General features: G+C 69.3%; 12 protein-coding genes. 5 read left to right on the top strand and 7 right to left on the bottom strand.

What is annotated here, in order from left to right; all coding sequences use genetic code 11:
* Positions 1 to 27 precede the first annotated feature (27 nt).
* The 3 genes from FM051_RS25915 to FM051_RS25905 all read right to left on the bottom strand — a co-directional run bounded on the left by FM051_RS25915 (position 28) and on the right by FM051_RS25905 (position 3,658).
* Positions 28 to 1,671: an extracellular solute-binding protein gene (locus FM051_RS25915; protein WP_158847715.1), complete on the bottom strand. Its 1,644-nt coding sequence runs from the start codon at positions 1,669 to 1,671 to the stop codon at positions 28 to 30.
* A gap of 62 nt (positions 1,672 to 1,733) precedes the next feature.
* A complete protein-coding gene (locus FM051_RS25910; protein WP_202919022.1) occupies positions 1,734 to 2,594 on the bottom strand; it encodes a carbohydrate ABC transporter permease in 861 nt (286 codons plus the stop codon).
* 23 nt (positions 2,595 to 2,617) lie between these two features.
* Positions 2,618 to 3,658 (bottom strand): ABC transporter permease, encoded by a 1,041-nt coding sequence (locus FM051_RS25905; protein WP_202919021.1) that lies wholly within the window; start codon positions 3,656 to 3,658, stop codon positions 2,618 to 2,620.
* Between the two features lie 193 nt (positions 3,659 to 3,851).
* Here FM051_RS25905 and FM051_RS25900 point away from each other — a divergent pair, with 193 nt between their 5' ends.
* Positions 3,852 to 4,865 carry a hydroxyacid dehydrogenase gene (locus FM051_RS25900; protein WP_202919020.1) on the top strand — a complete coding sequence of 338 codons (1,014 nt, stop codon included), beginning with the start codon at positions 3,852 to 3,854 and terminating at the stop codon, positions 4,863 to 4,865.
* Positions 4,866 to 4,891: 26 nt separating this feature from the next.
* Here FM051_RS25900 and dacB read toward each other — a convergent pair whose 3' ends face one another.
* The 4 genes from dacB to FM051_RS25880 all read right to left on the bottom strand — a co-directional run bounded on the left by dacB (position 4,892) and on the right by FM051_RS25880 (position 8,825).
* Entirely contained in the window at positions 4,892 to 6,463 is a 1,572-nt protein-coding gene (gene dacB, locus FM051_RS25895) for a D-alanyl-D-alanine carboxypeptidase/D-alanyl-D-alanine endopeptidase (RefSeq protein WP_158847709.1), read from the bottom strand.
* Positions 6,464 to 6,564: 101 nt separating this feature from the next.
* Positions 6,565 to 7,083, bottom strand: a complete 519-nt coding sequence (locus FM051_RS25890) for an oxidoreductase (protein WP_158847707.1) — start codon at positions 7,081 to 7,083, stop codon at positions 6,565 to 6,567.
* Positions 7,084 to 8,001: a class I SAM-dependent methyltransferase gene (locus FM051_RS25885; RefSeq protein WP_158847705.1), complete on the bottom strand. Its 918-nt coding sequence runs from the start codon at positions 7,999 to 8,001 to the stop codon at positions 7,084 to 7,086.
* Positions 8,002 to 8,111: 110 nt separating this feature from the next.
* On the bottom strand, positions 8,112 to 8,825 hold the full coding sequence (locus tag FM051_RS25880; protein ID WP_158847703.1) for a DUF4386 domain-containing protein: 714 nt from the start codon (positions 8,823 to 8,825) through the stop codon (positions 8,112 to 8,114).
* Between the two features lie 290 nt (positions 8,826 to 9,115).
* Here FM051_RS25880 and FM051_RS25875 point away from each other — a divergent pair, with 290 nt between their 5' ends.
* The 4 genes from FM051_RS25875 (at position 9,116) to FM051_RS25860 (ending at position 13,541) form a co-directional block, all read left to right on the top strand.
* Complete coding sequence (locus FM051_RS25875) at positions 9,116 to 9,646, top strand: hypothetical protein (protein ID WP_158847701.1); 531 nt, start codon at positions 9,116 to 9,118, stop codon at positions 9,644 to 9,646.
* Positions 9,647 to 9,697: 51 nt separating this feature from the next.
* Positions 9,698 to 10,294 (top strand): hypothetical protein, encoded by a 597-nt coding sequence (locus tag FM051_RS25870; RefSeq protein ID WP_158847699.1) that lies wholly within the window; start codon positions 9,698 to 9,700, stop codon positions 10,292 to 10,294.
* A 123-nt stretch (positions 10,295 to 10,417) separates the two neighbouring features.
* Positions 10,418 to 11,116 carry an LPXTG cell wall anchor domain-containing protein gene (locus FM051_RS25865; protein WP_158847697.1) on the top strand — a complete coding sequence of 233 codons (699 nt, stop codon included), beginning with the start codon at positions 10,418 to 10,420 and terminating at the stop codon, positions 11,114 to 11,116.
* Between the two features lie 184 nt (positions 11,117 to 11,300).
* On the top strand, positions 11,301 to 13,541 hold the full coding sequence (locus FM051_RS25860) for a WD40/YVTN/BNR-like repeat-containing protein (RefSeq protein ID WP_158847695.1): 2,241 nt from the start codon (positions 11,301 to 11,303) through the stop codon (positions 13,539 to 13,541).
* Positions 13,542 to 13,585: the final 44 nt, after the last annotated feature.

The raw sequence follows: 13,585 nt of genomic DNA, 5'->3' as shown, positions 1-13,585 counted from the left end.
TCCCACGGGGACGGCAGGGATCCGGCGTCACTGGTTGGCCGCGTACTCCGAGGCGAATTCCTCGGCCGCCTTGTCGCCGCCCGCCTGCCGCCACTGGGCGACGACGTCCTTCCACGCCGACGGCGGCTTGCGGCCGAACGCGATCGCCGCGATGCCGTCCCCGATGATCTGGTTGAGCTGGGCGCCCTTGCTCGCATCAGTGGCCGAGCGCAGTCCGGTGCCGGGGTTGCGCACGCTCTTGGGCAGGGTCGCCTTCTGCCACTCGTGGACGGCTTTGGCCACGTTGGAGTTGCCGGGCAGGTAGAGGACCGACGGGGCCACACCGATGAACTTGGTCGGCAGCAGCGAGTTGTTCTCCTGCTTGTACAGCTCGGTGGTCTTGATGCCGTCGGCGTCCTTGGTGAAGTGCTTGCCCTCCAAGCCGTAGTTGGCCAGCTCGTACTCCTCGGTGCCGAACGGCGCGCTGAGGTAGTCGCAGATGCGCAGCAGCAGCTTGATCCGGGCGGGCTCGGCCTTCTTCATGGTGACGTGACCGAAGACGCCGGCACTCTGCCAGGGCGTGGCCTGCGGCCCGTACGGCCGGCCGAGGTCGAGGTCGAACCGACCGTTGATCTTGGTCAGGGTGGACAGGTTCACCGAGCCGAAGCCGTCGCCGATCGAGGCGACCGTGCCGTTGTGGAAGTAGCTCTGCATGTCGGTGGAGCTGACGGTGAGGCTGTCGGGGTAGTGCGTCCCGGTCTCGACCAGTTTGCGCATCACCTCCAGGGCCTGCTCGAACTGCGGCGTGGTGATGGTGTGCGTGAACTTGCCGCCCTCCTCCGACCACGTGTTGGGCGCGCCCAACGAGCCGGCGTGGTAGGTGACCGCGCCCATCCCGTTGAACAGCGTCTTGAACCAGCCGACGCCCCACTTGCGGTCGCCGGTCAGCTCCTTCATGGCCTCCAGGTACTGCTCGGTCGTCCAGTCCTTCGGGATGCCCGCCGCCTCCATGGCCGAGCGGTTGACGAACAGGCTGTTGCCCGGCATCGGCCGTTCCAGCGGGATCCCGTAGATCTTGCCGCCGATGCGGCCCATGCCCTGCCAGGCGTAGGTCGGGATGTTGGCCAGGTTCGGGAACTCCTTGACCGCGTCACCGCCGACGAACTCCGACAGGTCGGCGGCGCGGGCCTGGATGAACTCGGCCGCGTGCGGCAGTGCCAGGTTCGTGAACATGATCATGTCCGGCAGGTCCTCGCCGGAGGCCATCAGCGTGGCCATCTTCTGCCCGTACTCCGGGTCGGGCACGACGGTGATCTTCAGGTTGACGTTGAGCGCCTTGTTGATCGCCTGCCAGTACTGGTTCTCGCCGACCGGCTTCGGCGGCGCGCCGAACGACACGACCATCACCGAGACGTCCGAGCCGTCACCCACGGGGTTGTTCACCGACCGCGTGAGCTTCTCGGGGTACTTCAGGTAGAGCGGCTGCACGCCGGACGCGTCGCCGGGGGAGTCGGGGGTCGGCCCGGTGAACGGCACGTAGGCCGGCCAGGGGGTGAGGTCCTTGCCGGCGTTGGAGACGCCGTCGCGTCCCGCCGAACTCCCGCACGCCGTGAACAGGGGCGCGGCGACCAGGCCGAGCGCGCCGGTACCCGCGAGCCGCAGCAGGGAACGGCGGTCGATGCGGTGATCCATGACGAGATTCCTCTCCCGGCGTGGCGCCGAAAGGAGTGGTTCCGGTGGGAGGATGGGAGGACTCAGGCCTTCAAGGCCCCGGTGACGACGCCCTTGACGAAGTAGCGCTGCACGAACGGGTACACGCACACGATGGGCAGCGTCGCCAGCATCACGACGGCCATCTGCACGGATTGCGGTGAAGCGGTCGCCAGTTCCCCGGAGGTCTCGGCGAGGGAGGCGCCGCCGGTGACGTACTGCCGCAGGACGGTGCCGATCGGCCACTTGGTCTGGTCGTTGAAGTAGATGATCGCCTCGAAGAAGCGGTTCCAGTACGCGACCGCGTAGAACAGGCCGATCACCGCGATGACCGCCTTGGACAGCGGCAGCACGATCTTGCGCAGGATCGCGAACTCGCCGGCCCCGTCGATCCGCGCGGCGTCGATCAGCTCCGACGGGATCGACTGGAAGAAACCGCGCATCACGACCAGGTTGAACACGTTGACCAGGAAGGGCAGGATCAGCGCGGCGTACTGGTCGAACAGCCCGGCACTCTGCACCACCAGGAACAGCGGCACCATCCCCGGCGGGAACAGGAACGTGAACAGCACCAGCAGCAGCAGGGGTTTGCCGCCGTAGACCTTCGGCCTGCTCAACGTGTAGGCGAGGCCGATGGTGCACGTCAGGCTCAACGCCGTGCCGACGACGGTGATGGCCGTGCTGACCAGCAGCGCGCGGGTGATGATCCCGCCTTGCAGGATCTCGGTGTACGCGCCGAAGGAGAAGTCCTCCGGCCAGATCACCCAGCCGCCGTTCTCGATGACGTTCTGAGGGCTGGCCAGGCTCGTCGCCACGACCGTCCACAGTGGGAAGATCACCAGCAGCACGACAACGGTTAACGCGACGGCCTTCGCGGCGCGCACCGCGGGGGTGGGGCGGCCCATCCAGGCCGGTGTACCTGTCCTGCTCATCGCTGGTAGACCCCCTGCTCGCCCAGCCGGTGCGCCACCTTGTTGGCGGTGTAGATGAGCGCCACGCCGATCACGCCCTTGAACAGCCCGACCGCGGCGGCGTAGCCGAAATCGCCGCTGGCGAAGCCGGTGAAGTAGACGAACGTCTCCAGCACCTCGCCGGTCTCCGGCCCCACCGACTGGCGCTGGAGGAAGAACTGCTCGAACCCGATCGACAGGAACTCGCCCAGCCGCAGCACCAGCAGCAGCGCGATGACCGGCCTGATCGCGGGCAGCGTCACGTGCCACAGCCGCCGTCCCCAGCCCGCGCCGTCCAGCGCCGCGGCCTCGTACTGCTGTTCGTCGACCTGCGACAGCGCCGCCAGGAAGATGATCGTGGCCCAGCCGCACTCCTTCCAGATGAGCTGCGCGATCACCAGCGGCCCGTACGCGTCCGGGTTGCCGATGACCGAGATGCCGCCCATGCCCAGGTCCGACAGCCACCCGTTCACCACGCCCGCGCCGCCCAGCATCTGCTGGAACAGCGCGACGACGATCACCCACGACAGGAAGTGCGGCAGGTAGACCACGCTCTGCACGAACCGCCGGATGGTGTCGCCCACGATGCTGTTCAGCAGCAGCGCGAGGGCCAGCGGTGCGGGGAAGAAGAACACCAGCTGCAACGCGGCGATGACCAGCGTGTTCTTCACCGCGTTCCAGAACTCCGGATCGCCGAACATGCGCTCGAAGTGGGCCAGGCCCACCCACTCGCTGCCCGAGAGCCCGAGGAACGGGACGAAGTCCTGGAAGGCCAGCACGTTCCCGAACAGCGCGCCGTAGTGGAAGAACAGGAAGTACGCCAGGCCGGGCACCGCGATGATCAGCAGCACCCGGTCGGCCCGGATGCGGCGCAGGTGGCCGGGCCGCGAGCCGTCCTCCTTGGACCGGGTGGGTGGTTCTTCGACCGGAGGGCTGGTTCCACCAGTGCCGCCGCGGACCCGCGTCATGCTCACGTCCAACGCCTCTCTCGCGGTGCCGAGCTGAAACAGAATGTTCATCAAGCTAAAACGGTTACATGACGTCCGTCAACCGCTCGTCTGCGGACGGCAGGGCTCTAGCCGCACGTCACTGCGGTGGACAGGTTCTTGGAGGAGCGTTGTGAGCGAGGAGCACTTGTGCGTAGAGTTGACTTCATGTGGAAACGTTTACATCGATTGGTCGCTGCCTGATCCACTGATGGGAGCTCACTCCGTGTCACGGCGCCCCGTCGCGGTCTTCGCCCTCGCACCCTGGGCGCTCGGCGACGTCTTCCCTCCCGACCTCGTCACCCGGCTGCGGCAACTGGTCGACATCGACCCGGCGACGACGTTCACCTCGTTCGAAGGCCCGGCCGCCGCCGCGGCCCTGGCGCAAGCGGACATCCTGATCACCGGGTGGGGGTGCCCGCGCGTCGATGCCGATGTGCTGGCCGCCGCGCCGGGGTTGCGCGTCCTCGTCCACGCCGCCGGCACCGTCAAGGCCCGCCTCGACCCCGTCGTGTTCGAGCGCGGTCTAGTCGTGTCGTCCGCCGCCGATGTCAACGCCGTCCCGGTGGCCGACTACACCATGGCCATGCTCGTCCTGGGCGCGAAGCAGGCGTTCAGCCGCGCCAGGCGGTACGCGACCGCCGTCGAGGGCGCGCCGAGGGACTGGTTGTCAGGGGACGGCACCGGACTCCACCACTGCACCGTCGGAGTCATCGGCGCCTCCCGGATCGGTCGCCTCGTGCTGCGGCGGCTCCAGTCGTTCGACGTCGAGGTCCTGCTCCACGACCCGTACGTGACCGCCGCCGAAGCCGCGCGCCTCGGCGCCGAGCCGGTGAGCGTGGACGACCTCTGCCGCCGCAGCGACCTGGTCACCGTGCACGCCCCAGCCCTGCCCGAGACGCGCCACATGCTCGACGGCCGCAGGCTGGACCTCCTGCCCGAGGGCGCGGTCGTCATCAACACCGCCCGCGGATCGCTGATCGACACCGAGGCGCTGACCCGGTTGTGCGCCACCGGCCGCATCTCCGCCGTCCTCGACGTGACCGACCCGGAACCGCTGCCGTCCGGGCACCCGCTCTTCGCCCTGCCCAACGTCATCATCACGCCACACCTGGCGGGGGCCCAGGGCCGCGAGCTGCGGCGCCTGGGCGAGTTCGCCGTCGCCGAGGTGAGCCGGTTCCTCAAGGGCACGCCGCTCCTCGGACGGGTGGAGCCCGAACACCTTCCGTACAGCGCGTGACGGTCAGGCGGCTGCGGGCCGGCGGTTCAGCAGGACTTGGTCCAGCTGCATTCCAGTTCAAGGCTGCTGCCGGGGTGCACCTGATCCGCCGCCGACTCGGGCACGATCCGGACCGTGGGCGGAGTCTGGCCGTTCCGGTTGCCCGCCAGCCGCACCACGACGGCGTCCTCGAACGGTTTCGCCGACGTGAGGGTGTTGTTGCTGATCATCGAGAACACCAACGGGGTGCCGTCCGCGGTGGTCACGTAGCCGGACAGCGCGCTCACACCGGTCAAGGTGCCTGTCTTGGCCCGCACGTTGCCCTCGGCCGGCGTGCCGCGCATCCGGCTGCGCAGTGTGCCGCCGATCATCCGGTCGCTCACCCCGGCGACGGGTAGCGCGTCGTACCAGGCCTGGAACCACGGCTTGGTCTTCGCCGCGAGCAGCAGCGCGGCCATCTGGTCCGGTGTCGCGTTGTCCATTCTGGACAGACCGGAGCCGTCCTTCAGCGACAGCGCGGTCGGATCCACACCCAACCCGCCGAGCTTCGCCGAGATCGCCCGCAACCCCGCGCTCCAACTGCCCTCGCCGTACACGGCCCGGCCGGCGGTCTTCACCAGGATCTCGGCGTGCATGTTGTTGCTGAGCTTGAGGAAGGGGGCCAGCAACCCCGACAGCGGCATCGACAGGTGCTCGCCGAGAAGCCGGGCGTCCGCCGGGGTCGCGCCGATGCCCGTGCCGCCGACCACGCGGACCCCGTGCCGAGCCAGGGCGTCGTGGAACAGGGACGTGACCAGTCCGGTCGGTTCCCACACCGTGCTCCACTTCGCCTCGACCGCACCACCCGCGGGGACGGTGCCTCGGACGCTGATCACGTTGGTGCCGTGCCGTCGCTCCACGGACACGCTCGGCGTCGAGCCGGGCGGGCCGGTCACAGCCGTGTTGGCGATCGTGACATAGCTCGTGGGCGGCTCCGTGGTGACCGTAGCCGGCGTGCCCATCGCACCGGGGGTGACCCGCACGATGATCGATCCGGCGTCGTAGTCGGTGTCCGGCGAGACGGTCAGCGCCGAGATCTGACCGCTGTAGTAGTACGGCTCGTCGTCCCAGGCCCAGCCGGTGCCCAGCCTCACGGAGTCGAACCAGGTGTCGTCGGCGACGAGTTTGCCGAGGACCAGCCTGATCCCACCGGCCGCGACCTTGGCGGCCAGCGCGTCGTAGTCGGCGGCGAGCATGGTCGGGTCTCCGGTTCCACGCAGGTGCACATCACCTGCCAATGCGCCGCCACGCACGCTGCCCGCTGCGGACACGCTCGTGCTGAACCGGTGGTCGGGACCGAGTACGTCGAGTACCGCGGCGGAGCTGATCAGCTTGCCGTTGGACGCCGGTTGGCTGCGCTTGTCGCTCCTCGTGGTGAACAACACGGCGCCGGTATCGGCGTGGCGGACCACGAGTCCCACATCCGCGCCGCTGAGGCCGGGGTTGGTGAGGATCGCGCTGAGGTCCCGGCCGAGCGTGTCCTCGACCTGCGCGGATGCGCTGGTCGCCAGATCGGGAGCCGGAACCGCGGCGAACACAACGGCGGCCAGCACGAGGGCGAGTGACCGTGGTCTGGGCATCGGAGCTCCTGGAGGCTGGGCGACTGATCGTCAAGGATTCTCCACATAACCAAATGGCATGTGAAGACTTGACGGCCGCTGCCCGGCCCCAAGGGCAGCCGTCACACCGGAGCTCCGTACCAGCGGCGATGGACGAGCGGCTCGACGGTCAGCACACCGACGGCCGCCGTGATCGCGACCGCCCAGACGAGCCAGTCGACCGACCCCGCCACCGACCACGCCGTGGCGCCGATCACGACCACCGGCCGTGCCAGGGTGAACGGCCCGAGACCCACCAGGATCACGAACGTGCTCCCCCTCATCGGCAGCAGCCAGTACGCCGGCAGCGACACCGCCACGGGCACCGCGAACGGCGCCAGCACCTGGAGCATCCGCGTGCCCGCACGGACCAGTTCGTCGTAACGAGCGCCCGGATCCGCCGTGAACACCAGGGTCGCCGCGATCGGCAGCGTCACGAGCGCGAGCGCGGCGGCGCCGACCACGAAGCCCCGGCGTGCGGCCGTCAGGTGGTACGAGCGCTTGCGGATCCTGGCGTTGCGGCCGGTGGCGGCACGAAAACCCGCGAAGCCGGCGTCGACGAGCGCGAGCAGGCCCAGCACCGCCGGAACCGTCGTCGCCATTCAGCCCACCTTCGCCCGCGCCGCGACCAGCCCGCGTGCCCGGCGTCCCAGGGCACGGCGGAAATCGCCGGTCAACGCCGGGCGCAGGCCGACGACCGGCCTCATCGCCGCGCAGAACGGATTGGTGTACTTGGGCGATTCGAACAGGAACGCGTCCATCCCACCGGCGTGCGCCGCGGCGGACAGCAGCACGTCGTCGCCGTGAGCGCGCATCGCGGACACCACGCCGTCGTGGCGGCCGAGCGGCTCGCGCATCCGGGCTCGGTGGAACAGCCAGGCCCCGAACGGGGCCAGTCGGGTCGCGGCGATGTCGTAGTGGATGAACGCCTGCGTGCCGGCGCGGTCCTGGGCGCGGAAGAACTCGGCCAGCCGGTCGGCCGGGAAGTGGTGCAGCAGCCCGCTCGACAGGTAGACGGTGGCCTCCTCGGCCAGTGCGAACGCGTCCGCGCAGACGAACGTGCACGGGAGCTGCTCGTCCTCGGCGAGCCTGGTCGCCTCGTCCACCAGGGCGCGGTTGAAGTCCACGCCCACCAACTCGACATCGGTGCCCAACACGCCGGAGGCGGCCAGGCTGCGCACCATGAACCCGATACCGCAACCGATGTCCACGATCCGAGGTCGGCTCCCGGCTGCCCGCACGGCGGTGAGCACCGGCACCAGGATCTCGGTGAACCGCTGTGCCATGTGCAGTTCTTCGTTGAGCCGCTGCAGTTCGGTGTGAACCCGGACCAGGAGCCGGTCCACCGCCACGGGATCGAGGAACTCGCCGGTCACGGGCATCCGCTGCACGATCCGGGCGGCGCGCTCGTCCCCGACCTCGCGCAGCCGGGCGATCACCTCGCCCCGGTGCACCGGAAGGCGCTCGCCGGTCACCGGATCCCACACCGCCACCAGATCGGAGATCTCCAGCACGGCCATGGTCGAACTGTAGCGATCAGGTGCGGTCGAGGCCGCCTGCTTCGGTGTACCGCGACAGTTCGCCATGAAGATCGTCCGTCTGCTGATGACCGACGTCGCCGTGCTTCGGATCAGGCCGCGGCGGGGACGAGTCCGCCTGGCCGGGTGTCCTCCTTGACGCTGTTGCGCAGGAGGCAGCCGATCATCCAGAGCTCCGCGACGACCGCGGGCGCCAGCACGAACGGGGACGCGGCGGCCCCGAGGTCGGGGAGCAGGAACTTCGCCAGCAGGTCCACCAGGTAGCTGAAGCACCCGACCGCCAGCAGGACACCGAGCGACCTGGGGAACTGACCCGATGCGCGGACCAGGTGCCCGAGCGGGAGGAGCCACAGGCCGAAGAAGACCTGGGCGATCAGGTATCCGTTGTGGTGCAGGTCGAGGAACATCAGCACCAGGGCGTCGGACCCGTCAGGGCCGAAGGCCGTCGCGAAGGACCCGTCGGTGGCGACCATCAGCGCGGCGAAGTGGTTGAGCAGGTTCGCGCACATCAGCGCGACGGCGACGGTCACGAAGACGACCATGGCCGCGGCGGCGTTCTTGTCGACGTGCCCGAGCAACCGGTGCAGGGCCATGGCCACGAAGAGCAGGCAGGCGATGCCCACGAGGTCGCCCACGAAGCCGAGGCGGAACAGGGTGGCGTGCGCGACGACGTTGTCGGCCGTGGCAGCCGCGTCGCCGGGCTGGACGATCGTGGCCCGCACGTACATCTCCGCTGCGCCGTTGAGAACGGCGAGGAGGAGGTAGAGGACGCCCGCGACTCTCGCCGCGCGCTTGGGTGAGCTCATGACTTCCCCTTGGGTGTGCTGAACAGAGCCCACGAGGCGGTTTCCTCGTGCGGCCGGGTGGTGTGCGGTGGTCAGCCCTCGGGTATCGGAAGGCGTCGTCGAGCGGAGCTTCGATGTACAACATGTTTGACATGGCCAACGTAAAGCCAGCTTGACACCATGTCAAGTGTTCTTAACTTCGGGCGCCCTGTCGGCATGGCCTGTCGCCACCGGCGGGACGCCGACGCGGCGTTGGCAGCATCCGGCCGTGGTCGAGCACTCCACCGGAATCGGTGTGTACACAGTTACCCGTGAAGGATGTTCCGCTTGCCGGCTTGCTGCTGGGCATGGCAGCGGTGGTGCTCGCCACCCCGCTGCTCCCGGCGTCCTCGTGGTGGATCTTGCCTCTGATCGGTGGTGGGGTCTCTGGACTGAGTGCCTATGCCATCTCGCACGGCGTCAACAACATTCCCGGCGCCTCCCCGAAAGCGGTTGCCGCGCTGGCGACGATCTTGGTGGTCGGTGCGGCGGGCGTCGGTGTCGTGGCTCTGGGATCCCGATTGGACGGAGTCCAGGCAGTGGTCGTCATCGTGACGGCCCACGTGGCGTTCCGGCTCGTGGTCGCGACGGTGGACCGGTTCACGCCATCGTTCACCGTTTCCTTGCTGGCCGGCCTCGCGGGGACCCTGGTCTTCGCCGCCGCCGTGCCTCTGCTGGCACTCGCCCATGCGGGTCTTTCGGCCTGGGCCTGTATCGGCATCGGGGCCGGAGCCGGCTATCTGGAGGGCGTTCTGATCGGTGCCACGTTGAAACCCCTGTTCGACTCCGACGGCGGAGCCTGACGTATGGCGGTTCCGCGTGGTCCGGCCCGGCACGGGACGTTCGTGGTTCGAATGCGACTGCGGATCGGTGGTCTGGTCAGCGGTGCCTTGTTGATCGCCGGCCTCGGTTGGCTGGCGATCCTGGTCCTGACCGCCCCGTCGTGGATCGCCGAGGTGTTCCGGTCCGCGGACGACCTCGGCTCGTTCCTGATCGCGTTGTTCGCCGCGCTCTTGATGCTGTGCCTGCCCGCTGTGGTCGCGTTGCTCGCCGGGATTCGTCCGGGCAACGCCGTGCTGCGCCGACGCGTGCTGGCCATGGACGGCGAGGGCGTGTGGTTCTACGAGTCGGCCAAGTGGTGGTCCGCTCCGCGCCTGGTGCCGTGGCGCGACGCCGGCCGGATTCGCGTGTACACCCTCGATGTCGCCGACATCGATCCGGCCGACACCGGGCCGGGACCGACGTTGGTGCCGTGGGATTTCCTGATGTTCGGCGATCCACCCGGGGGCACCATCCACCTGCTGTGGTTGACCGCGACCGCCGAGGAGATCGTCGAGCAGGCCCGGCGTCGACGACCGGACCTGACCGTCCTCGACCAGCGCAAGCCCCCGGTCCCGGGTTTCGGTGGTCGGGTACTACGTCGGCGTCGGCGGCACCGTCGGCCCGGATGATCAGGCCGTGTCCCCAGCGTTGCCGAATGGTGATCTACCCGGATGAACGGTGTAGGGGTTGCCCCCGTACGGCTAAGTACCGCCCCGCGATGACCGCTGTTCAAGCCGATACAGGAGACCTTCATGGAGTTCGCACGGATCGCCCGCAGAGCACTCGGCCTGTCCGCGGTGACGGCCACCGCGGCAGTGGCCATGCTGGCGATGACGGCCCCGGCCTCAGCGCACGTGCCGGAGCTCAAGGCGGAGTGCAAGGACGAGAAGGCCGTTCTTTCCGTGAAACTCAAGTCGTACGCGCGCGGCGACTCGAACACCATCAAGATCAAGGATGGCGACGAGACCCTCAAGGACCAGAAGTTCGGCCAGTCCTACGAGGAGAAGTTCACCAGACCGGGCGACGTCGCCCACGTCTTCACCATCACGGTGAAGGCGAGCGACGGCGACCAGTTCTCGTTCACCAAGAAGCTCAAGACCCCGCCGTGCGTCACGCGGACGACGACCACCACCACGCCCGCGACGACCACCACCACATCGACCACCACTACAACCACCACCACGACCACCGTCGGCACGACGACCACCACTGAGCCGACGACGACCACCACGACCACCACGACGACGCCGAGCGAGACCACGCCGACGACGACTACGACGTTTTCCCTGCCGACGACCACGACGACCACCGGCATCGTGCCGGTCAGCAACGAGTCGGACCTGGCGGACACCGGCGCCTCGACCACCGTCCCGTTGGTGATCGGCCTGGTCCTCCTCGGCGCGGGCGGCCTGGCGCTGTTCATGCTGCGCCGCCGTCGCACCGCCGAGTAAGCGGCAGCCGCACGGAGAAGCCGGTCAGGCGAACGCCCGACCGGCTTCTCCGCGTTCGCGTCCCGCGATTCGGGGTTCCGGGGGTCAACTGTCAAGAACCTCCGACGATCTCGGATGTCGTCCGGACACGGGGTCCCCTAACGTGCGCGACGGCTGTGCTGACGCTCACCGCTGGGGGATCCCGATGCGAGTTCGCCGTCTACTGGTCGCCATCTGCTCCCTGATGGTGATCTCGCCCTTGCCCGCGCTTGCCGCCGCCGACCCACCCGGCACCGGACAGCCCGGCGAGTACCGCCCGGTCCGCGGGCCTTCGGCCCCCGCCGAGCACCGGTTCCTGCAGAAGGCCGTCCGTGGCGAGACCATCCCGCGGCACGCACATGACCTCGCCGCCGCCCAGGCCGACAGCCTTCCCTCCGCCGGTGCGCCTTGGCGCTCGATCGGTCCGACGAACATCGGCGGCCGGATCGTGAGCCTGGCGCTGGACCCGCGGCGGGCCGACACCGTCTACGCCGCCGCGGCGAGCGGCGGGCTGTGGCGGTCCACCGACGCCGGGCGCACCTTCGCACCGGCGTGGCCGGACAACTGGACCCAGGCCATGGGCGCGGTGGCGACCGCGGGTGACGGCACGCTGTACGTCGGGACCGGCGAGCCCAACCCGGGCGGCGGCAGCGTGACCTACGAGGGCACCGGCGTCTACCGCTCCAACGACGGCGGCGACACCTGGCACAACACCGGCTTGCGCGACTCCGGCACCATCGGCGGGATCGCGATCGACAAGACGAACCCCGACCGGCTCTTCGCCGCCGCCAACGGGTCGCTGTACAGCCCGGGTGGCGACCGGGGCGTGTACCTGTCCACCAACGGTGGCGGCAGCTGGCAGCGCGTGCTCGACGTCGCGAACGAGTTCACCGGCGCGGTCGACGTGCAGATCGACCCGGCCGACCCCAAGCGCGTGTACGCCGTTCTGTGGGACCACCGGCGGACTCCGGTCAAGCGGGTCTACGGCGGCGAGGGCTCCGGCGTGTTCCGGTCCGTCGACGGCGGCCTGACGTGGCAGCGGCTCGCGGGTGGGCTGCCGTCCGCCGGGCCCGACGTCGGCCGCATCGGCATCGGCGTCTCGGCGTCCGAACCGGGCCGGCTGTACGTGATCGTCAACAGCACCGCGGGCCCGTTCGCCGGTTTCTACACCTCGGCCGATGCCGGTGACAACTGGACGCGGCTGCCCGAGCCGGACGTGCTGAAGTCCTCGCAGTCGACCTTCGGCTGGTGGTTCGGCAAGGTCTGGGTCTCGCCGGACGACTCTCGGCACGTGCACGTCGCCGGTGTCCCGCTGCTGACCACGAAGGACGGCGGGGAGACCTGGACGGCGGACGACGCCTCGATCCACGTCGACCACCACGCCATGGTCTGGGACCCCCGTTACCCGGCACGGGTCTACCTGGGCAACGACGGCGGCGTGTACCGGTCGGACGCCGACGGCGACGGCGGCTGGGTCAAGGCCGAACACGAGCCGTGGACGCAGTTCTACAGCGTGGCGATCACCCCGCAGGACGTCACGCGGGTCTCCGGCGGCACCCAGGACAACGGGTCGCTGCGGTCGTGGGGCGGACCGGCGTTCAACGAGTACCTCGGCGGTGACGGCGAGGAGAACATCATCAACCCGCGTAACAAGGACAACGTCTTCGCCTGCTACCAGTACGGCAACTGCTTCCGGTCGACCGACGGTGGCACGACGATGGACTACTTCACCCCCGGCACGACCGCGGACCGGCGCAACTGGTTCACCCCGGTGCAGTTCGACCCGACGAACCCGGAGGTCCTGTACTACGGCGGGAACCGGCTCAACCGGTCGGCCGACGGCGGGGTGACGTGGACGCCGATCAGCCCCGACCTGACCGGCGGGCCGGGCCAGGACAGCTACCCGTTCGGCACGATCACCACGGTCGCCGCCGCACCGTCCGACCCGCGCACGATCTGGGTCGGCACCGACGACGGCCGGGTGTGGATCACCCGCGACCTGGGCGCCACCTGGACGAAGGTGCTCGAAGGCCAACCGTGGGTGACCCGGATCGCGGTGTCCGAACGTGACGCCGCGACCGCGTACGTGACGCTGTCCGGCTACCGGTCCGGTTCGTCGGAGCCCCACGTGCTGGCGACCCGTTCGGCGGGCGCCCGGTGGACCGACATCTCGGGCAACCTGCCGTCGGCCCCGGTCAACGACGTCGTGCTCGGCCGCGCGGGGCAGCTGTACGTGGCCACGGACCAAGGCGTGTTCGTCGGCGACGCGTTCGTGGCCGGGCGCTGGCTCCGGTTGGGCCACGACATGCCCCGGGTCCCGGTCGACGACATCGAGTACGACGGCCGCAACCACCGGCTCGTGGCGGCGACCTTCGGCCGGGGGATCTACGAGACGTTCGTCCCCTGACCGCTGGGGGCAACCCGCCCGGGAGCGCTCCCAGAAACCTTTTC

The sequence above is a fragment of the Saccharothrix deserti genome (assembly GCF_009769385.1).
In the GTDB taxonomy this organism is placed as follows: domain Bacteria; phylum Actinomycetota; class Actinomycetes; order Mycobacteriales; family Pseudonocardiaceae; genus Actinosynnema; species Actinosynnema deserti.
This window is presented reverse-complemented; position numbering and strand designations above follow the sequence as displayed.